At 36.1% G+C, this 21,020-nt stretch carries 17 protein-coding genes; 6 read left to right on the top strand and 11 right to left on the bottom strand.

Annotation, left to right across the window (positions count from 1 at the left end):
- Window positions 1-21: 21 nt before the first annotated feature.
- The 5 genes from I0Q91_RS05945 to pepV form a co-directional block, all read right to left on the bottom strand.
- On the bottom strand, window positions 22-888 hold the full coding sequence (locus I0Q91_RS05945) for a carbohydrate ABC transporter permease (RefSeq protein ID WP_270453505.1): 867 nt from the start codon (window positions 886-888) through the stop codon (window positions 22-24).
- Window positions 885-1,949 carry a carbohydrate ABC transporter permease gene (locus I0Q91_RS05940; RefSeq protein WP_270453504.1) on the bottom strand — a complete coding sequence of 355 codons (1,065 nt, stop codon included), beginning with the start codon at window positions 1,947-1,949 and terminating at the stop codon, window positions 885-887. The genes I0Q91_RS05945 and I0Q91_RS05940 overlap by 4 nt, the downstream gene beginning before the upstream one ends.
- A gap of 77 nt (window positions 1,950-2,026) precedes the next feature.
- Window positions 2,027-3,319 (bottom strand): ABC transporter substrate-binding protein, encoded by a 1,293-nt coding sequence (locus tag I0Q91_RS05935; RefSeq protein WP_270453503.1) that lies wholly within the window; start codon window positions 3,317-3,319, stop codon window positions 2,027-2,029.
- Window positions 3,320-3,541: 222 nt separating this feature from the next.
- The gene (locus I0Q91_RS05930) at window positions 3,542-4,561 is read right to left on the bottom strand and encodes an AI-2E family transporter (protein WP_270453502.1); all 1,020 of its coding nucleotides are present in this window, start codon (window positions 4,559-4,561) and stop codon (window positions 3,542-3,544) included.
- A gap of 70 nt (window positions 4,562-4,631) precedes the next feature.
- Window positions 4,632-6,044 carry a dipeptidase PepV gene (gene pepV, locus I0Q91_RS05925; protein WP_270453501.1) on the bottom strand — a complete coding sequence of 471 codons (1,413 nt, stop codon included), beginning with the start codon at window positions 6,042-6,044 and terminating at the stop codon, window positions 4,632-4,634.
- A 120-nt stretch (window positions 6,045-6,164) separates the two neighbouring features.
- Between pepV and asnS the strand changes: the two genes are divergently transcribed.
- Both asnS and I0Q91_RS05915 read left to right on the top strand, forming a co-directional pair.
- Window positions 6,165-7,556: an asparagine--tRNA ligase gene (asnS, locus tag I0Q91_RS05920; protein WP_270453500.1), complete on the top strand. Its 1,392-nt coding sequence runs from the start codon at window positions 6,165-6,167 to the stop codon at window positions 7,554-7,556.
- 25 nt (window positions 7,557-7,581) lie between these two features.
- Complete coding sequence (locus tag I0Q91_RS05915; RefSeq protein ID WP_270453499.1) at window positions 7,582-9,411, top strand: FAD-dependent oxidoreductase; 1,830 nt, start codon at window positions 7,582-7,584, stop codon at window positions 9,409-9,411.
- A 36-nt stretch (window positions 9,412-9,447) separates the two neighbouring features.
- Here the strand turns inward: I0Q91_RS05915 and I0Q91_RS05910 are convergent, their stop codons facing one another.
- Both I0Q91_RS05910 and I0Q91_RS05905 read right to left on the bottom strand, forming a co-directional pair.
- Window positions 9,448-10,233 (bottom strand): alpha/beta fold hydrolase, encoded by a 786-nt coding sequence (locus I0Q91_RS05910; RefSeq protein WP_270453498.1) that lies wholly within the window; start codon window positions 10,231-10,233, stop codon window positions 9,448-9,450.
- A 312-nt stretch (window positions 10,234-10,545) separates the two neighbouring features.
- Window positions 10,546-11,076: an ECF transporter S component gene (locus I0Q91_RS05905; protein ID WP_270453497.1), complete on the bottom strand. Its 531-nt coding sequence runs from the start codon at window positions 11,074-11,076 to the stop codon at window positions 10,546-10,548.
- A 196-nt stretch (window positions 11,077-11,272) separates the two neighbouring features.
- On the opposite strand from I0Q91_RS05905, the gene pdxR reads away from it, so the two are divergent.
- A complete protein-coding gene (pdxR, locus tag I0Q91_RS05900; RefSeq protein ID WP_270453496.1) occupies window positions 11,273-12,754 on the top strand; it encodes a MocR-like pyridoxine biosynthesis transcription factor PdxR in 1,482 nt (493 codons plus the stop codon).
- Here the strand turns inward: pdxR and I0Q91_RS05895 are convergent, their stop codons facing one another.
- From I0Q91_RS05895 to nadE, 4 genes are all read right to left on the bottom strand, one after another.
- Entirely contained in the window at window positions 12,755-13,450 is a 696-nt protein-coding gene (locus I0Q91_RS05895; RefSeq protein ID WP_270453495.1) for an aspartate/glutamate racemase family protein, read from the bottom strand.
- Between the two features lie 78 nt (window positions 13,451-13,528).
- Window positions 13,529-15,394 carry a bifunctional 2',3'-cyclic-nucleotide 2'-phosphodiesterase/3'-nucleotidase gene (locus tag I0Q91_RS05890; protein ID WP_270453494.1) on the bottom strand — a complete coding sequence of 622 codons (1,866 nt, stop codon included), beginning with the start codon at window positions 15,392-15,394 and terminating at the stop codon, window positions 13,529-13,531.
- A 157-nt stretch (window positions 15,395-15,551) separates the two neighbouring features.
- The gene (locus I0Q91_RS05885; protein ID WP_270453493.1) at window positions 15,552-16,844 is read right to left on the bottom strand and encodes an amidohydrolase; all 1,293 of its coding nucleotides are present in this window, start codon (window positions 16,842-16,844) and stop codon (window positions 15,552-15,554) included.
- Between the two features lie 102 nt (window positions 16,845-16,946).
- On the bottom strand, window positions 16,947-17,738 hold the full coding sequence (gene nadE / locus I0Q91_RS05880) for an NAD(+) synthase (RefSeq protein WP_270453492.1): 792 nt from the start codon (window positions 17,736-17,738) through the stop codon (window positions 16,947-16,949).
- 273 nt (window positions 17,739-18,011) lie between these two features.
- Between nadE and rpsD the strand changes: the two genes are divergently transcribed.
- The 3 genes from rpsD to I0Q91_RS05865 all read left to right on the top strand — a co-directional run bounded on the left by rpsD (window position 18,012) and on the right by I0Q91_RS05865 (window position 20,986).
- Entirely contained in the window at window positions 18,012-18,605 is a 594-nt protein-coding gene (rpsD, locus tag I0Q91_RS05875; RefSeq protein WP_270453491.1) for a 30S ribosomal protein S4, read from the top strand.
- 172 nt (window positions 18,606-18,777) lie between these two features.
- Window positions 18,778-19,161, top strand: a complete 384-nt coding sequence (locus I0Q91_RS05870; RefSeq protein ID WP_270453490.1) for a DUF2177 family protein — start codon at window positions 18,778-18,780, stop codon at window positions 19,159-19,161.
- Window positions 19,162-19,180: 19 nt separating this feature from the next.
- The gene (locus tag I0Q91_RS05865) at window positions 19,181-20,986 is read left to right on the top strand and encodes a DegV family protein (RefSeq protein WP_270453489.1); all 1,806 of its coding nucleotides are present in this window, start codon (window positions 19,181-19,183) and stop codon (window positions 20,984-20,986) included.
- Window positions 20,987-21,020 lie beyond the last annotated feature (34 nt).

The raw sequence follows: 21,020 nt of genomic DNA, 5'->3' as shown, positions 1-21,020 counted from the left end.
CTACTTTAATGATTATTAATTTTAACCTTTAACTGCACCGGCAGTTAAGCCAGCAACAATTTTTTTCTGGAATATGATAACTAATATAACGATTGGAATTGTAACGACAACTGCAGCTGCCATAATCTCTCCAAAAGGTTCCTGCCTTGCTACCTGACCTGAAAATAATGCAATTGCAACAGGTACCGTTCTAGCACCAGGTTCAATTGATGTAAATGTTAAAGCAAAGATATATTCATTCCAGGATTGGATAAATGCCAGCAAGCCTGTTGTTACAAGAGCTGGAGCTGTTAATGGTAAAAGAATCATATAGAATGTCTGAAATGGCGAAGCCCCATCTACCTGAGCTGATTGCATTATCTCTATTGGCAGGTCTTTAAAGAAAGAGGTTAAAACCCAGGTTGTAAAGGGTAATGTAAAGATCATATATGATAAAATCATACTCGGTATTGCCCTCAATCCCAGTCTGGTAATTACCGCATATAATCCTGCCAGGACCGTTACCTGTGGAAACATAGTCATAGCCAGGATTATATATAAAGACGGATTTTTACCTTTAAACCTCAATTTTCCTAAGGCAAAAGCTGCAAACGAACCTACTACCAGAGATAATGTAACAACAGCAACTGCAACGATTACACTATTTCTTAAACCTCTAACAAATTGGCCACTTAAAAAGATAGCCTGATAATTTCTAAATGTTGGTTGCACTTCAAAAGTTACTGGATTTCTTGGAACCATAGTTGCTGGTGTCATCTGTAACTGTGCTTCATTCTTTAAAGAAGAATTAACTGCCCAGTAAAATGGAAAGAGCAGATAAACAGCAATTAATGCTATAACCAGAATAAATAATATAGATTTTAATGGATTATCTTTAAAATCAATCATTCTGCATCAACTCCTAATGCTTTAATATACATCATGGCAAAGGCAAAGATTATAACAAAGATAACAACACCGATTGCAGATGATAAGCCCATTGCCCGGTTATTTATTAACTGAAAATAATTATAGCTTGCCATTGAATATCTTGACTGTGCTAATAAAACCTGGAATACATCAAAGACTCTTAAAGCATCCAGTGTTCTAAAGATTAAAGCTACTGCCAGTGATGGCTTGATTAATGGTAAAGTTATGGCGAAAAACTGTCTGACCTTACTGGCACCATCAACTCTGGCTGCTTCATAAAGTTCATTTGGTATCAACTGTAAACCAGCAAGAATTAATAGAGCCATAAAAGGTGTTGTTTTCCAGACATCAACAGCAATCATTGAAGGGAGTTGCCAGGTTGATGACTGCAAAAATGCTATGCTTTCATCTATCAAATCAAACCTTCTTAATAATGTATTAAAGATACCAACACGACTTGATGCTAACATCCATTCCCACATTCTGGCCGATACAACAGTTATAATTGCCCAGGGTACTAACATTATAGCCCGCATGGCTCCTCTACCTTTAAAGTTACTGTTAACGACCAGGGCTATCAATAAACCGAGTACTGTCTCTAGAAATACTGAAATTACAGTAAAAAGAACTGTATTGGTAATTGCTCCAATAAATGTTGGGTTGCTGGCACCGATTACATATCTAGTCCCGAAGATAGAAAACTGTCTGACTTCTCTAAACCGCCGTGGCTCTCTAGGAAGTACCTGGATTGGCCTTTCATAGACAATATCACCATCGTCATCTCTCATAACATTGCCATCATCATCATATTGAGGCGGTAATTCAGTTACTCGCATACTTAATAACTGCCGGTAATTATCAAAACCAATAAAGTTAACTTCCTGGCCACTGGCAAAGACTCTATCTGTCATACTGGTATAAAAGACCTGACCTAATGGGTAAAGTGCTACTAATAAAAGTATAATAGCTGCTGGAGCAAGGAGTTTATAGGCTAGCCTCGCTTCCTGACGGGCCAGATCATTCGATGAGTTATTGGCCATAATATCTCCTCCTGTAATATTAATGGGGAGGGCAAAACTTACCCTCCCCTCGTGACTTTATCATGACTGAATTAATTTTAGTGCTGAGGTTCACCTATTTCAAAACCAGTTAAATCCTGCAGATCTAATTCTAGATATTCAAGAGCAGTTAATGCGTCGTCCTGACCAGTTAAGACTGAATGGACAGCCTGATAGTAATATTCAGATACCTGATTGTAATTAGGTGCTGAAACTGTTGATGGACGGGCTACTGCATTTACAAAGACATCATAAAGTTCGCCGAAGAATGGAACTGCTTCTAGAACTTCTTCATCTTCGTATAATTCTTCAATTGTTGGATTCATTGAAGCTTCTACTGCTCTCATTTTCTGAGATTCATAACCGGCTAGATATAAGGCAACATCTGCAGCGATCTCTGGATTTTCACTATATTGACTTACAGCTAAGTTCCAGCCACCAAGAGTATGGGCAGGCTCTCCGTCTTCAGCTGCTGGAAGAGTGCTAACATCAAAGTTACCTGCTATTGCGCTCTCTTCTTCATCCTGGGCAAGGGCATAGGCATATGGCCAGTTTCTCATAAAGGCAGCATTGCCTCCCTGGAAGACTGCTCTGGCATCTTCTTCAGCCATACCAGTTACGCCACTAGGTGAAATTGTGCCAACCCAGCCTGCAGCCATTTCTAATACTTCAACTGCTCTTTCATTATTAACTGTGATGTAGCCATCATCAGAAATAATTGTTCCTGCATTTGAAGAGGCAAACCATTCAAGGGCATTAGTGGTTAGACCTTCATAGGCATCTCCCTGCCAAACAAAACCGACAAAGTCTTCATTACCCTCTTCTCTTTCACCATCCTGAATAGTCTGGGCAGCTTCTTCTAGCTCTGTCCAGGTTTCAGGAACATCAAGGTCATATTTTTCTAGAAGGTCTGTCCGATAATAAAGTAGACCTGCATCTGTAAACCATGGAATGGCAATTAATTCACCATCAACTGTATTGTTCTCGACGATCTCATCAAAATGCATATCTACAACTTCATCTGCACCATAGTCATAGAGATCTACGAAATGTTCTGATAGGTCGCCAGGCCAGATAACGTCAATCTGAAAAACGTCAACTTCAGAACTCTGTGCTTCAAAGAACTGAAGATAGAGGCCAAGTCTATCCTGGGCTAAATCTGGTGTGTCAAGAACCTCGATTACAACATCAGGATTTTCTTCCATATACATTTCCGCCGCTTTTTCTGTCATTTCCAATTCCTGACCAACTGCTCCACCGGCTACTGTGATTGTAACCTCCTCAGCTGCAACTGAGACTGTAAAGAACATGACCAGTGATAGTGATAAGATGAATACTAAAGCTTTTTTCAATTTTTTCTACCCCCTATTAAGATTTTTATGGTGAATTGTAATTACACCCAGAATAATGAAACAAGAAGCAAGTAATGATTAATAGTTTGAATCAAGATAACCAATTTTCAGTTTATTTTAGCAAATTAAAATGATGAAATGAAATCCATTTCATTCTCTAATATATATATTCATCATAAAATTCAGAATTCCTGCTTAAATTTTAAAATTTTTTAGATTTTTTTATAAACCGATATCAGCAACTAATAAAACTTTGAAAGTTATAATTGAGAGAGGAGCCAATATTACTCCCTGAAAACCCATGATATTTAAACCAGCGTAAAGCCCTAAGAGTAAGATTACAGGGTGAACACCGATATTGGTTCCAAGAATATTAGCTTCAAGAAAGGGTCTAAAGCCTAATACTATAATATAGACTATGAAGAGTATAATTGAATACAACGGATTTACAAAAAAATGATAGGCTATTAATGGCCAGAGAATACCGCCTGGGCCTATTAAAGGAATTAAATCTAATATACCTGCTGTTATGGCAAGTAAGATTGCATAAGGAAACTCTAATAAGGATAAAGTTACTCCGACCCAGATAGTTGTATTTGTTATTATTAAAAGCTGAATTCGGACATATGTTGAAAAATCATTGACCAGTTTCAATTTGTCTTCATCTGAGAGATTAAATTTACTGGATACATATTTAAATATCTTATCTTTATCCCTGCTTAAATAGAATGATGAAAAGACAGTAAAAATTATAAATATAAATATGCCTGGAATATTAAAGGTGAAATTAACTACCCGATTAACTGCCTGGGATAGGATCTGATCTCCTCTTTGATAGATTACATTTATATTTTGACGGAGCAGAGTTGAAATCTCATCAGGAATTACTTCAAAGAAATCTTCCTGTCTCTGGAGCAGGCTGTCTATCGATTCTGTTATTTGTTCCCTGTAGCGAGGCAAAAACCTACCTAATTCAATTAATTCTGTAATAATATTGCTACCAACTATAAAGGCCAGCAAAGTTAAAATAATCAGGATGATTGTTAAAACTATTATAACTGATGGCAGCCTGGGCATATATCTGGAGAGAAAACTGACAGGCTTCTCCATAATTAATACCATTAAGAATGCAAGGAAAAATGGTGTTAATTGAAAAATAATGGTATGGAATAAGAAGACAACAATTGTAAATACAATAATCCTTTTAATTATTGTCTGATATGAGATATTCAATGGCTGCATTAATTTATTTCTCTCCTTTAATTATATCTTAATATATAAGCCTGTCAGTTAAATTTTTTACAATTATTATTTAATTACTGGCTAAAGCAGCTATTGCATTTGCATAAATAACTGTATTCCTGATTAAATCATCTACACCGATATATTCATCTTTCTGGTGGGCAAGTTCAGGCTGACCTGGGAATAATGGTCCAAAAGCCACTGCTTTCTCAACAGCTCTGGCATAGGTGCCTCCTCCAATTGCTATCGGAGTGGCGTCATGGTCACCTGTCTCCTCCTGATATACTTTCATTAAACTCTTTACCAGCTCACTATCCTTTTCAACATATAATGGTTCTTTATGCTCGCCCTTTTCAAGTTTCCAGCCTGTTGATTTTAATTTAGCTTCCATGCCTGTGAAAACTTCTTCTGCTGATGATTGAACTGGATAGCGGATGTTTACAACTACTTTTGCTTTTTCATCATCTAATTCAACCTGACCAACATTAAAGATTAACGGGCCAGAGACTTCGTCAGACATTTGACAGCCAATGTTTTCTCCAAAATAGTTAAGACCGATCAATTCTGCATATTGATTTAAAAATTCAGCTTTAGAATCTTCTGTTATATCTAAGTTTACAAGGAAATTAATTAAATGGGATATTGCATTTAAGCCATCCTGGGGCATACTACCATGGGCTGAAATACCTTTAGCTACAAGCTCAAGGCCCTGATCAAGTTTAGTTAAATTTAACTCTCCATTCCAGCTATTATTGTATTTATCTAATTCATTGCTTAAATAATCAAACTCTCCTTCTAATATAGCTTTAGCCCTATCTGGTACCATATTGGGAGCATTGCCACCGGTAATTGATTTTAGAGTAAATCTTCCTGTTTCAGTATTATCCTGTTTTGCTAATTCTTTATTTAAATTAAAGATTAATATCCCTTTTTCTGCATGAATTACCGGGAATTTAGCATCTGGACTGAATGCTATTTCTGGCATTTCAGCATGTTCTTTATAATAATTAATTCCTTCCCAGCCACTTTCTTCATTGCAACCCAGGATTAATCTTACTCTTTTATTTAATTTTATATCTAAATCCTGGATAACCTTCATGGCATATAGGGAGGCGATTGCCGGACCTTTATTATCTAAAGTACCCCGGCCATACATTTTCCCATCGACAATCTTACCGGCAAAGGGTGGGTAAGACCAGTCATCGCCTGCTGGAACTATATCGAGATGACATAAAATTCCTAACATCTCTTCTCCTTCACCAATTTCTGCATACCCGGCATAACCATCAATATTGCCAGTTTTAAAACCTAAATCGTCAGCAATTTCAAGAGTTCTATTTAAACATTTATCTACTTCCTCCCCAAAGGGCTGACCTGGTTCTGGATCTTCCTGTATACTATTATATTGTAAAATATCCCTTAATGAATCAATAATATCGTCCTGATAATTTTTACACTGTTCACGGATCTTTTCTTTTGACATAATTAATTACCTCCAGTTAAATAATTTCTTTCCTCCATATATTTTATTTCTCTTTATATTGTGATTTTCCTGCCTTTTTGATAAAATTATATCTGAGCAAACAAAATAGGAGGGTAAATAATGGATTATTTCAAAAGATTTAAAGTCAAAGATATTTTAAATGATAATATTGAAGAATATGAAGATGTACTGGTGATGGGCTGGGTAAAGACTTTCAGAAGTTCAAAGAATATAGCTTTTATTGAGTTAAATGACGGTAGTTCCTTAGAGAATTTACAGATTGTAGTCTTAAGTCCAGAAGAATTTCCCCTTGATGATATTGCAAATGGTGCAAGTTTAAGGGTTGAGGGATATCTGGATAAGGTTGAAGGTAGAGAGCAATCTATCGAAATGAAGGCTGAAAAAATTGAGGTTTTAGGGGAAGCTCCTGAGGATTATAAGCTCCAGAAAAAACGGCATTCCTTTGAGTTTTTAAGAGAGATTGCCCATCTAAGACCGAGAACCAATACTTTTAGCGTTATGAATAGATTCAGGAGTAAAATGGCCTATGCTATTCATAAGTTCTATAATGAGAGAGATTTTTATTATATACATACTCCAATTATTACAACTGGAGATGCTGAAGGTGCCGGCGAGATGTTTAGAGTTTCAACCTTAGATCTTGAAGATCCGCCAATGAATGATCAGGGCGAAGTTGATTTCAGCCAGGATTTCTTTGGCCAGGAGACCGGCCTGACTGTTAGTGGACAGCTCCAGGGCGAGCTGCTGGCAACAGCTATCGGCGATATCTATACCTTTGGGCCGACCTTTAGAGCTGAGAATTCCAATACTTCTCGCCATGCCTCTGAATTCTGGATGATTGAACCTGAGATGGCCTTTTGCGAGTTAGATGATATGCTGGTTTTAATGGAGGATTTTATTAAGTATCTTTTTCGCTATGCCCTTGAGGAAGCTGAAGAAGAGATGAATTTCTTTAATAAATGGATCGATGAAGGCAGAAAAGAGATTATTCAGGAAATTGTTGAAGCCGATTTTGGCCAGATTACCTATACTGAGGCTATTGAGATCTTGGAAGCTGCTGATGAGGACTTTGAATTCCCGGTTGAATGGGGAGTCGATCTCCAGTCTGAGCATGAAAGATATCTTACTGAGAAACATTTCAATAAGCCGATCTTTGTAACTGATTATCCTGCTGAGATTAAAGCCTTTTACATGCGCTTAAATGAAGATGGCAAAACTGTTAAAGCTGTAGACTGCCTGGTACCTCAGGTTGGAGAGATTATCGGTGGCAGCCAGCGGGAAGAAAGATATGAGGTTTTAAAAGAAAAGATGGAAAATGAGGGTATGGACCTGGAGAAATATAGCTGGTATCTTGATATCAGAAAGTATGGAACAGTGCCCCATTCTGGTTTTGGTCTTGGCTTTGAGAGATTATTAATGTATCTCTCTGGTATGAGCAATATTAGAGACGTCATTCCTTTCCCAAGAACTCCAAAGTCAGCTGAATATTAAACTTAAATAGAAAGATGTGAAACTATTGAAAAAGTCGTTTCTTATAATTGGAATAACTCTGCTTATGACTTTTATAATTTCAGGAAATATTTTAGCCTATGATTTAATTGTATATAATGCTGAACCTGAAGGTGTGGCAGCTGCTGTGGCAGCTGCCCGCAACAATTTAAAGACTGCTTTAGTTATGGAAAGGCAGGATCCTGGCGGTCTTTTCACCTATGGCGGTTTGAATTTTTTAGATTTAAATTATGACCGGAGTGGCAATAATATAAACCATGGAATTTTTGGAGAATGGCATGATAAAGTTGGTGGTGGAGTTTCTTTTAATATAACTGAAGGAATTGAAGCTTTTAATGATCTGCTTGAATCTGAAGAGAACTTAACCTTATATAGAAATCATAATCTGGAAAATATTAATAAGAATGGCCGGATAATTGAGAGCATTGAAATTACCGACCCTGAAAAATTAAGTTTTGAGTTAGCCGGGAAGTATTTTATTGATGCCAGTCAGGACGGAGATCTGACTTACCTTGCCGGTAATCCCTACTTCTTTGGCGGTGGAGATATCAATCAACCTGAGAGGTTTATGCCTGTGACCCCTGTAATAAAGATAAGGAATATTGACAGAGGCGGGCTGATAAGGGATGCCAGAAGTGGCAGGCATGGCCAGACAACAGTTAATAGGGATAATGCTTACGGCTTTTCTGCTTTAGGTGCAAGATATAACCCTGACCATCCTGAAGCTGGATTAAGGGGTTTAAATTTAGTCTTAGAGGATAGAGAGTTAGACGGAGAGGATATAACTTATGGTTATATCAATGCTCTTCATTTTTATGGAATAGATGGTACTGATAGAGAGCTATTAGATGAACTCCATGAAATAACTGAAGTTGAGGCCAGGCTAGTTGTTGATTTTTTAAGGGATGAATTAGAGGGCATGGGAGATGTTGAATACATTGGAATTGCTGATGAATTTTACGTTCGGGAATCGAGACATTTTGTAACTGAAAGGCAGTTAGGGGTTAGAGATCAACTAACTGCTAATATTCCTGAAGATACAGTTGCCCTTGCCTCGTATCCACTGGATTATCAGAGCTATGCCCCTGGAGCTGGAGGGTTTGTCTATTTTAATCCTGGAGTCTATGGAAAACCTTTAAGAAGTTTAATCCCTGTTGATTTTGATAATTTGTTGATTGTCGGTAGAAGCAGTGGTCAGTCATCGATTGCCCATTCCTCTGGCAGGATTGTGCCTAATGGAATGGTTGCAGCTGAAGGTGGAGGAATTGCTATAGCCATGGCAATAGCAAATAATATTACTCCTCATGAGGTTGCTGAATCCTCTGATTTAATGGCAGATATCCAGTCCAGGACCGGCCTGGCTGACCAGATTGATTCCAGGAGTATTAGAAATCTTCAGAGAGAGATTGTTGATCAGGATTATATTGAACCTGTTTCTGAACTGCTCTCCTGGGGGCTAATTGTTGGAGGATATGATAATAATTTCAGGCTGGAAGAAACTCTTGCTGAAAGAACTTTTGTCTATTTAATCTTAAATGGCTTAAAAAATCGTGATGCCAGAGTTGAATATCCTGATTTATCAAGTCATCTGGCTGCAATTAGTTCAACTGAAAAACCAATCCAGTATGATAAAGTTCAGGAGATTGCTGGTTTAATTGGAGATTATGCTTTAGAACTTGATAGTGAAGATTTCTTGAATCTTTTAGAAAACTGGCAGATTAAGCGAAATATTGGCGATGGCATTGATTTAAAAAGAGGTCAGGTTTATCATCTAGCTACCGATATTTTAAATCAATTTGAGCTTTCTGATAAATTAAAATTATATAGAGATAAATAATAGAAAAAGCCTGCAATTATAATAATTGCAGGTTCTTTATTTTCTAATGAATTCAATTATCTTTTCTGCACAGAGTTCTCTTTCTGGCCCATCATTAATAACATGGGGCGAATCCTTAAAAATCTCTAATGTTGACGGACCACTTAATCGGTTTGAAATCTCTTCAGCAGCTTTTAATGGAACTACTTTATCCTCTAGAGAGGCAATAATTAATGATGGCGTTTTTATATCTGGGATTATCTTCCTTGTGCTTAACATTAATTTATGTAACTCAGAAATCTGCTTTGAATAATGATATTTATAGTAATCCTCTGTAATAAGCCTCTCCTCTTCAGTCTCAGAATTTTTCAGGCTATTTTCATAACTATTCTGTTTCATTTTTATATTAAATAACTTTAAAAAATGGGCAATCGGTAATAAACGGTCTGACGAATATAGAGCAGGTGCAATTAAAATCATTTTCTCTAATGGGAAACCGCCTGCTAACTGTAAAGATAATAAACCTCCCATTGATAATCCAGCAACGATTATCTTATCGAAATTAGCTTTTAAATCAAGATAGGAGTCAATTGCTGATCTCATCCAGTCAATGGCACCGGTGCTTCTAAAGTCAGTAGCATTTGTTCCATGGCCAGATAGCCTGGGAATAGAAACTGTGATATCAAGGTTTTCATTAAGTTGGTTGCCTAAATAATCCATATCACCTGGATGACCTGTAAAACCATGGAGAATAAGGATAGCTCTTTTTTTAGTTGAACCATTATAATATCTTGGTCTGGCAATACTCTTAACTTCTTCAATCTCTTTTAGTGGTAGTTTCACTATTTCAGCCTCCAACTATAACTAATATATTATGATATTAATTATACTTTAACAAACAATAATAATCAAACTTACTTAAACACTGTAAAGATTTTGATTAGATACTATTGAAATTAGATGAAATCAGAAGTGAGTCAGGAGTGTATTAGAACTGGGTTGGTACTGGGTTGATACTGGGTCGGTACTGGGTTGATACCGGGGTGGTACCGAGGAGATACCGAGGGGATACTAAACCAGATATAGAGTATTCATTAAGTTGATAGGGAAAAATGGAAGCCAATTATTTAAAATTGACTCCCATAAAGATAAAATTTATTTTGATTTAAAATGTTTTATTAACTGCCTGGATATTGGAATGGCCACGACTGCTCCAATAGACATCTGACCATAATCTATAATAATTTCTGGCAGGACTGCCGCCCAGCTGATTAAGAAACCCTTAGTAATTCCATAACCAACTATCATGATATGACCACCGATTAAAATTGCTATAATTACTTTTTTAAGATCGGTCTCTCCTCCAGCTATCCGGCCAACTACATAACCTTCTAATCCTTTTATAACAAAGGTGAATGGTGCCCAGATTGAATAACCCAGTAATATATCTGTGATTGCTGAGCCAAAAGCTCCGGCAACTCCACCTGCTTTACCGCCAAAGGTTAAAGCTAATATATAAATAGCAATCTCACCTAAATTAAAGTATGACGAACTAGGTCCTGGTACTGCAATAAAAGTGGCTGCTGAAACAAATGCAACCATTAAGGCCTGCATTGCTATTAATCTTGCAGGATTTGAGCTATAATCATATTCATTGAATGTTGATATCATATTCTTTCCTTGCATTGAAACTTCCTCCCTGTTATTGATTTGTAATTTAATTAATGTAGTGATACGATAATATTAAGTATAATAGTAGTGATACAAAATTAATTTAAATTATCTATATGACATATATAGTATTACACAATGAGATTGTATTGTCAATAGCAATACAATGCAATTTTAAGTTATTTTTATAATTTATTCAGGAGGGATTGAGATGAAAGAGATCTGGGAAAGCATTAGTGTTGAAAGAAATAGTTCCAAGCCAATCTATCAGCAGGTTTATAATCAGATAAAATTACTGATTCTGGATAGACGGTTGTCGGCAAATAGCCAGTTACCAGCTATTAGAAAGATGGCCGGTGCTTTAGATATCAATCCGGCAACAGTGGTAAAAGCCTATGAATCCCTGGAGGAAGAGGAATATATTTATAAAAAGGTCGGGAGTGGCAGCTTTGTTGCCCCTATCCAGGAAGATAATTTTTATTATAGATCAGATAAAGAAGAAGATTCTCTGGAAATGCTAGGTTACGGCCAGATTGAAATTGATGAGGATATTAATTTTGCCAGTGCCACCCCGTCTTCTTCTCTCTTTCCTGTTGAAGATTTTAAAGAGGCTATCAATAAGGTGCTTGATAGGGATAAAGGTGAGGCCTTTACCTATCAGAAAAGTCAGGGCTATTATCCATTAAGGGAGTCTATTCAGGAATATTTTAATAAAAATGGCATGTCAATTCCTGTTAATGAAATTCAAATTGTATCAGGTGCCCAGCAGGCAATTGATCTTTTAGTTAAGATATTTTTGGATTATGGAGATGCTGTGCTTATAGAGGAGCCAACTTATCCAGGAGCTATTTCTGCTTTTAAATCCCGGGCAGCCGAGATAGATACCCTCCCTACCATGGAAGACGGTGTTGATTTAGATCTGTTAGAAGAAAAATTAGCGAAAAAGAATTATAGATTACTATTTACAATGACAAGCTTTCAGAATCCAACCGGTATTTGCTGGTCAGAGGCCAAGAAAAAACGGTTAATTGAACTTGCGGAGCAATATAATTTGATAATTATAGAAGATGATTGCTTAAGTGAATTATCCTATAATGGCAAATCATACTTGCCTCTCAAGGCCTATGATAATTCAGGTCAGGTTATCTATATTAAGAGTTTTTCCAAGATTTTTATGCCAGGGCTAAGACTAGCATTTTTAACCTTACCGGATAAGTATCGGTCTAAATTACTGGCTGCAAAACATGCTACAGATATTTCAACTGCCGGCTTAACCCAGCGAGCTATGGATTATTATTTTAGAGAAGGCCTCTGGGATAAACATCTCAAAAAGATCAAGAAGTTATTTCAGGAGAGATATCAGTTAATGTTAAATGAGATAAGGAAGAAATTGATTCCTCCAGTCGAGCTGGTTTATGAACCTAATGGCGGTATTTATTTCTGGCTAAAATTACCTGATGGTATCTCTGCTGAGGAATTTTATCTGGCAGCAAGGGAATACAAAGTTGCCCTTTTGCCTGGTGATATCTTTAAATTAGATAATAAGCCTGAAAATTCAGGTGAAAGCAGCTATTTCAGATTAAGTTTTGCTGCTGTATCTGATTCAGAAATAAAGACTGGAATTTCCAGGCTTAAAGAGATATTTGAAAATATAAATGATAATAGGGATAAAGGTTATATACCTTTAGTATGATTAATTTAATAAAGCCAGCTTAATTGCCATTCTGGCATGGATCTCCATTGTATTAAAGATAGGCAGGCTGCTATCTTCTTCTTTTACTAATAAAGGAATTTCTGTGCAGCCTAAAATTACGCCTTCAGCCCCTTTTTGCTGAAGGTCTTTTATTATCTTTTGAAATTTATTTAGAGATTTTTCTTTGATTATACCGGAGATTAATTCCTTATAAATTATATTATGAATAATTTCTCTTTGAGATTTTTCAGGGATGATAACATCAATATTATGCTTGTTTTTTAAACGTTCTTTATAGAAATCCTCTGTCATTGTAAAGTTAGTACCAAGCAAACCAACAGTATCTATATTCTGGTTTATTATCTCTATTCCTGTTGCATCAGCAATATGAATTAATTCAATCTCTACCTGGTTTTCAATAGCCGGCGCTAGTTTATGCATTGTATTGGTGCAGATTAGGAGCAGTTCTGCTCCAGCAGCTTTAAGTTTTCTAGCAATCTCTAGCATCTCTGTTTCCATCCTGTCCCACTGGCCTTTATGCTGCATCTTTTCAAACCTGGCGAAATCAACAGAGTACATGATCAGTTCAGCTGAATGGGGCTCTCCTAATTTTCTTTTGATTATTTGATTTAATAATCTATAATATTCAAGTGATGATTCCCAGCTCATACCTCCGATTAAGCCAATTGTTTTCATTTTATTACCTCCTGAAGAAATTTAGCCAGACGGATAAATCCGCCTGGCTAAGCATCAAACTAATTATTTAGCTTTTTATTAAAAGCTAAATCTATAGATTCCCCAGCCATCTTCATCGGTTTCAAGATATTCGAGGAAATTCAAATCTCTATCTTCAATATACTGACCACCATCTGGATGGGAGCGAACGACTAAGTCTCCCTCATGATCAAATGGCATGATTCTCCAGTTATTATTGGCTTCAACTACACCATATTCATCAAGGAAACCGATAATCATTTCCTGATGGGTTGTAGGTGTATCATAGATAACTGTTGAACCATCTAAGTGTGGGAAGTCTCCGCCACCAGAAGCTCTGTGGTTATTTGTAACAACAAGGAATTTCTGGTCTTCATCTAGAGGTTCGCCCTGGAATGTTGGGTTAACGATTCTTTCGCCTTCAGGCTGGGTTATATCAATCTCATATTCCATACCGTCAATTACATCCCAGTAGAAGCCTGCAAAGTCCCAGTTGATTAGATTCTGAGTTTCTGAGGAATCAGGATCTATCTGATTGAAGTTTTGAGCTGAATGCTCTAACCAATCAAGAACCTGAGAGCCGTCAAGTTCAACTATTCTTATTTCATTAGGATACATATAAATATCATTGACGTCACTGACCTGGATATGTCCATCTACATCGGTATAATCCCTTGGTCCTTCTCTACCGAAACGGAATGGAGCTGCTGCTGCCAGGACTCCATGATCTTCATATTCCGGGTTTTCTTCAATGAAGCCATAACCGTAATCTAACTGGGCTTCATTGATAATCTGGGTAATTGCTGCATCCTTTACTCTGGCAAAGTAACTGGTAAAGGCTACATCACTCTCAACTACAGGGGTTCTAACATATTCAATTGTAGCTTCATGGACATCGGCTACAATTTCTTCAATAGCCGGGTGAGATTCTACATCTTCATTAACTTCAAGGAGTTCAACATAAAAGTCACTGACATCCCATTCACCATCGGCATATGTGAGATTTAAATCGATAACACCAAGATGGCTTCCCCAGGCACCGGCCATAACTGTTGGTACACCATTGACTGTACCTAATTCGCTATCTACATTATCTAAATCTTCATAACCGCCAGGAAAAACTTCATGGTCATGACCTAAGACCATTGCATCAACTTCATCAAATTCTGCCAGATGATAACCGGCATTTTCTGTTGCATCTCTATAACCGGCATCTATTCCAGTATGAGCTGCTACAACAATTATATCGGACTTTTCATCAAGTTCTGGTAAGTATTTCTCTGCCTGATCTACAATCTGTTCAATATAAAGCCTGCCTTCCATGAAACTGCTGCCCCAATCCTGGGTCTGTGGAGGAAGGAAACTGATAACTCCAACTTCAATAGTTCTTCCGCCAAGATCTTTTTCATAGACCTCATATGGCTTAACATAGAGTTCTCCATCTTCATATCTCTTTAAATTAGCTGATAGCCAGTCAAATTCTGCTCCAGCAAGTGCTTTTTCAAAGAATTCAATACCAAAGTCCTGTAATTCATGATTACCGACTGCCACAGCATCATAACCGGCATAATTAAATGCTTCGACTATAGCCTGGGTCTCTCCTTCTTCCAGTGGCTCAACTCTGGACTCAAGTTCTCCAACTAAACTACCCTGAATTACATCGCCTGCAGAGAGTAACATTGTATTTTCCTTTAGCTCTCTCTGCTCCTCAATTAGGGTATAGACCTTGGAAAAACCAACATCTTCATTGACCTCGTCATCCATATAATCATAGGGCATGACATATTGGTGCATGTCGGTTGTTCCAAGAATTGTCAGGTCAAATTCCTCAGCTGCTTCAACTGATCCAAGAGTTGAAAATGAGATTAGACCTATTACTAAGATCGCTAGCAATGTTTTAAAAAATTTGTTTCTGCTTTTTAACAAAATTTACCCACCTCCGAATTTGATATTTCTGTTACAATATAATAATACAAAATTTTTATTTTTATTTCAAGTGAAATATTTTATAAATGATTAAATTAAATGCAATATTTTATAAAATAATTTTAGGTTATCTATTAACTTGCATTACAGGTTTTATTTAACTTGTTAATGCCAGTCTGGCGAGGAGATTTACTCCATTGATTAAATCTTTTTCATTAAAATCAAATTCAGCTGTATGATGGCCGGATGCTATATCTGAGCCTAATATGGCAAAGGTTCCTTTACCGCCATTTTTTTGAACTTTATCTAGCATGTAAGTAAAGTCTTCACTCCCCCCCATATTAACAGGCTTTTCATAGATATGCTCTAATTCAGTTATCTTTGAAGCTTCCTGAAATACTTTATCCATCAGTTCCTTATCGCTTTCTCCACTTTTTGCTCCCCCCATAGCTATTATATTTAGATCCTGCTGGAAACTATGGGCTGTGCCCTCTAAAATATTAATTGCCTGGTCATACATATACTGATTAAGCTCAGAGGTAGCCCCCCTTGTCTCTATAACAAGTCTGGCCCTATCTGGAATTACATTCCTACCAGTACCAGCATTGAGTTGGCCAACATTTATTCTGGTTGGACCCTGGCTATGTCTTGCTATTCCATAAAGGTTATTGACTGCAGTTGCTGCTGCTAATAAAGAATTTTTTCCTTTCTCTGGATTTCCTCCTGCATGGGCTGGCTGGCCAGTAAAGATTGCATCAAACTTTGAGGTTGCAAGAAAGCCAGTAGCTCCTGGATGGGCTTTTCCACTTTCAACTCCAAGGCCTAAATGGAGACCGTATAAATAATCAATATCATTAAGGACTCCACTGGCGACTATAGATTTAGCACCTCTGACCCCTTCTTCAGCAGGCTGAAAGATCAATTTAATTTTACCGTTGATTTTACTTTTGTTTTTCATTAATATTTCTGCAAGTCCAAGGCCTATTGCTGTATGGCCATCATGGCCGCAGGCATGGGCAGCATTTTCATTGATAGATGCAAAGCCTTCTTTTACCGGCCTGTGTTCTTTAGAGCTACTTTCATTCATTTCAACAGCGTCCATATCAAAACGAAATCCAATAGTTGGACCTTCACCATTTTTCAGGGTGGCTACAACTCCAGTAAAACCACCTTTAAATTCTTTTAGATATTTCTGGCTGGCTCCCTGCTCTTTTGCTCTCTGATAATGTTTTGCTAATTCTTCCTGATCAGGAACTCCCATTCTTGCCTCTTGATCAACAACTTCCTGTCCTAGTTGCAAGTCGAAGCCTAAATCATCAAGAGTTTCAGCAACTTTTGATGCAGTTCTAAATTCAGTCCAGCCAGATTCAGCATACTTATGAAAATCTCTCCGATAATTAATTATTTTATTTTCTAACTCATTATTTAAACCCTCTAATTTTAATGTCATTATTATCACACCTCACCTTTTATATTATCATATTATATTATTATAAAAAGATAAAGGAGAGAGTTTCAGCCCTCTCCAGAATTCCTGATTTTATATTGAAGTTTATTTTTTAAATGTTGGTACTTTAGCTTTATTTTTAGCTTTGGCCAGAATTTCATTTACACGATTTACTTTTTCTATATCGAATTGGGTTAGATCTCCACCATTCTCTAAGACTTCATAAATCTTATCAAATGTCCGATAATCTATCCCAAATTCTTCTTCATCTGTTGCTCCTTCTTCGCCTCCCTGGAGGCCTCCTGTTGGCGGTCTTTCAATTATTTCTTCTGGAACACCAATTCTACCTGCCAATTCCCAGACTTCAGTCTTTGTTAAGTCACCTAAAGGCCTCATATCAGTGCCACCATCGCCATAGAGGGTAAAGTAGCCTGAAATGATCTCGCTCTTATTATTGGTACCCATAACTACATAATTTTTGCATTCTGCAACATAATAGAGGGCCATCATTCTCATTCGAGTCTGGATGTTCTGTTCAGCACAGTCCGGTGTATTAATGCAGGTCTGAGGATAATAATCTCTATCAACCTTTTCTATATTGGCACTATGAAAGGTTTCTTCTATTTGGTCATTAATATCCTCTAAATTAATTGTCAATGTTTCAATATCAAATTTTTCTGCTATAACCTTTGAATATTTCATATCTTTGCCTACAGTTCCACTGGCCGGTAGCATAACCCCTAAACAATTATCTCCAAAAGCCTTTTTTGTTAGAACAGCAGTCGTTGATGAATCTATTCCTCCACTTAAACCAACAACGGCTCCGTCTGCACCTCTCTCTTCAACTTTTCTTTGCATCCAGGCAATAATTTCATTTTCAATACCATCTCTTAACATATGAAATACCTCCTTAAGTTTAAATAACTTTATTTATAGAAGTATATGCTTCAAAAACTAATTAATTGAAAGCTAATTAATTCTCATGCTTTATCATCCTCTTAAATTATAAATCATATTCAGAGAGAGATGTCAATGGTATTGGTGGAAATGTAAACGTTGATTATTTATTATTTTGTAAAGCAGTAACTATTATTATAATGAGAAGAATGATAAAATACATCTGTGAAATTGAATAACCGCGGCTAATATATTATACAGGAGGATTAAAAATTGGCCACTAGAAGAAATCCGAGATTCAAAGAGGCAAGACGTTTAGGACTTAATGTTCATGGACACCCTAAAGCAATGGAAAGAGCTGATGGGACTTTTAATAGAAAAAACAGGAATCTGTCAAACTATGGTGAACAGTTAATAGAAAAACAGAGACTTAGAGCATATTACGGTTTACTTGAAAAGCAATTTAGTAAATATGTAGAAAATGCAATGAAGGAACCTGGAATTACAGGTAATAATCTAATCAGAAATCTAGAAATGAGATTGGATAATTTAGTTTACAGAATAGGTTTTGCCAGATCTATCAGGCAGGCCCGTCAGATGGTTAGTCATGGATTAATAAGGGTTGATGGCGAGAAAGTCGATTGGCCATCCTATAAAATTGAGCCTGGAATGGAAATATCTTTGAGATCTGATCAGAGAAAGAATGATCATTTCAGAGAGAATTATCAGGACAGAACACTAGAGAAATTAAGTTATATAACTAGAGATATAGATAACTTTTCTGCTATAATCAATGGTGAACCTGAAATAAAAGAAATCCCCATTGTTATTGATGTTCAGCTAGTTGTAGAATATTATGCTAAATAAGATTAACATTTTTGCCGGATTAATTTAATTAATCCGGCTATTTTTATATTTTTCTTTGCATTTTTTTGTAATCTAATTAATTTTATGTAGATTTTATGATATAATTAGATACATAAAGAAGAGAATAGTTACTAATTATAGTTAATGACTATTGAATTAAGGGTGGTGCAAAGTGATAGAATATATTCAGATTTATGTAATAGCATTAATTGTATTTCTAATAATCGATTTTTTCTGGTTAGGATTTATTGCTAAAAAGCTGTATAGAGAAAAGCTTGGTTTTATATTAAAAGACAAGTTTGATATGAAAGCTGCATTTGTCTTTTATCTGATTTATATTGCTGGATTAGTATTCTTTGTAATCGAAAGGTCAAATAGCTGGAATTATGCTCTATTAGCTGGATTCTTTTTTGGTGTGGTAACCTATGCCACCTATAATTTAACTAATTTAGCAACTTTAAAAGACTGGCCTTTAAGTTTATCATTTTATGATATTACCTGGGGAGGATTCCTCTGTGGTCTAACTTCCCTGATTACTTTTTTAATCATATCTTAAATATCTGGAGGAGATTATTATGAAAATTAAAGAATTAGATGGTAAAGCTTTTTTTAAAGCTTTTGAGCATGGAGCGAAATTGGTTGAGAAAAATAAAAAGCATTTGAATGATATTAACTTCTTTCCTGTTCCAGATAGTGATACCGGCAATAATATGTCGATTACTTTAACTTCAGTTGCAATCAAGGTAGAACCGGATAATTCAATATATAATACTATTGAAGCTATCTCAGATTATTCTATTCAATCTGCAAGAGGTAATTCTGGTCTGATATTGGCCCAATTTTTTAGTGGTTTATATAAAAAGATGGTTAATAAGGCAACATTAAATACCAGGGAGTTTGCCAGAAATGTTAAAAAGACTATTCCTTATTTATATGATAATGTTGATGATCCCCATGAAGGGACAATGATTACTGTAATTAAGGACTGGGGCGAAAAGTTACCTGATCTGGCAGAAAATATTGATGATTTTGTTCTTCTCTTTGAGAAGTCTCTTGATGTTGCAAAAGAATCTCTTGAGGAAACCAAGCATATATTAGAGGTCCATAAAAAGAATAATTCTGTTGATGCAGGGGCTCAGGGTTTTATTTATTTCCTTGAGGGAATAATCTATTACTGGAAAAATCCTGATGTAACAGATGATGGAGCAATAACTGAAGATGAACTAAATGAAGATGATATTGCCAGCATAGATAATAATCTTGATAATATGAATGAAGAAGATCTTAACTATAGATATTGTACTGAAATTTTATTGCAGACAGATTTGAAAAATAGTGTTATAAAATCTGAATTAAAAGCTGAAGGAGATTCATTAATTGTTGCCAGCAGCAAGAATAATACCAGAGTTCATATCCACACTAATGATCCAGCGAAAGTAGCATACATTCTTCATGATAAAGGAAAAATTGTTGAGCAAAAAGTTGATGATATGAAGTTTCAGGTCAATATCAATAATGGGCCCAAGAGAGATATTGCTCTAATTACTGATTCGATAGCAGATATACCCCAGGAGTTAATTGATAAATATGAAATTCATATGATTCCATTAAATATGATAATTGATGGGGTTAGCTTTCTGGACAGGCAGACTATTAATTTAGATTATTTCTTTGAATACCTAGAAAAAGCAGATGAATTCCCCTCTTCTTCTCTACCAACTGCTGATTTTATCTATAATTACATGATGAAGATTAAAGACCGGTATAATTCAATGCTGGTTATTTCTGTTGCTGAAGAGTTAAGTGGGACTGGAAAAGCCTTTAAACAGGCAATAACAAAGTTACAGTCTGAAGTAGACCTGCCTGTAAGTTATATCGACTCTAGATTGAATTCAGGAGCTCAGGGGCTTTTAGTTTTAAAGGCTGCCGAGGAAATTGAAAAGGGTAAATCTCTTGATGAGATAGAGAAAATCATTAAAGAATATAGAGGTAAAGCAAAAATTTATGTAAATGTTAATACCTTTGATTATATGGTAAAAGGCGGCAGAGTTAGTCCGATGAAGGGTTTTGTTGCCAATCTCTTAAACTTTAAACCAATAGTTTCCCTTGATGAGACTGGTAAAGGAACTATAAAAGGAAAATCATTAACCCGTAAAGGTGTTAGCAAAAAAATTGAGGATATAGTTGTCAATATAAACAATGAGGAACCTATTGAAAAATACTGTATAATCCACTCTAAGGCGGATGAACTCGCTGCTGAATGGAAAGAAGAAATAACTGAACTATTAGGATTTGGTCCTGAATATATTATGAACATCTCCTCAGTTACTGCCTTAAATGCAGGTCCTGGTTCTGTGGCTTTAAGCTTAATTTCTAAGTAAATTTATTAAATCTATTTCTAGGATTGGGAGTGAT

The sequence above is a fragment of the Halonatronomonas betaini genome, assembly GCF_015666175.1.
GTDB classification, from domain to species: domain Bacteria; phylum Bacillota; class Halanaerobiia; order Halanaerobiales; family Halarsenatibacteraceae; genus Halonatronomonas; species Halonatronomonas betaini.
Note: the sequence above shows the minus strand (reverse complement) of the source record. Positions and strands in the feature narration are given on the sequence as shown.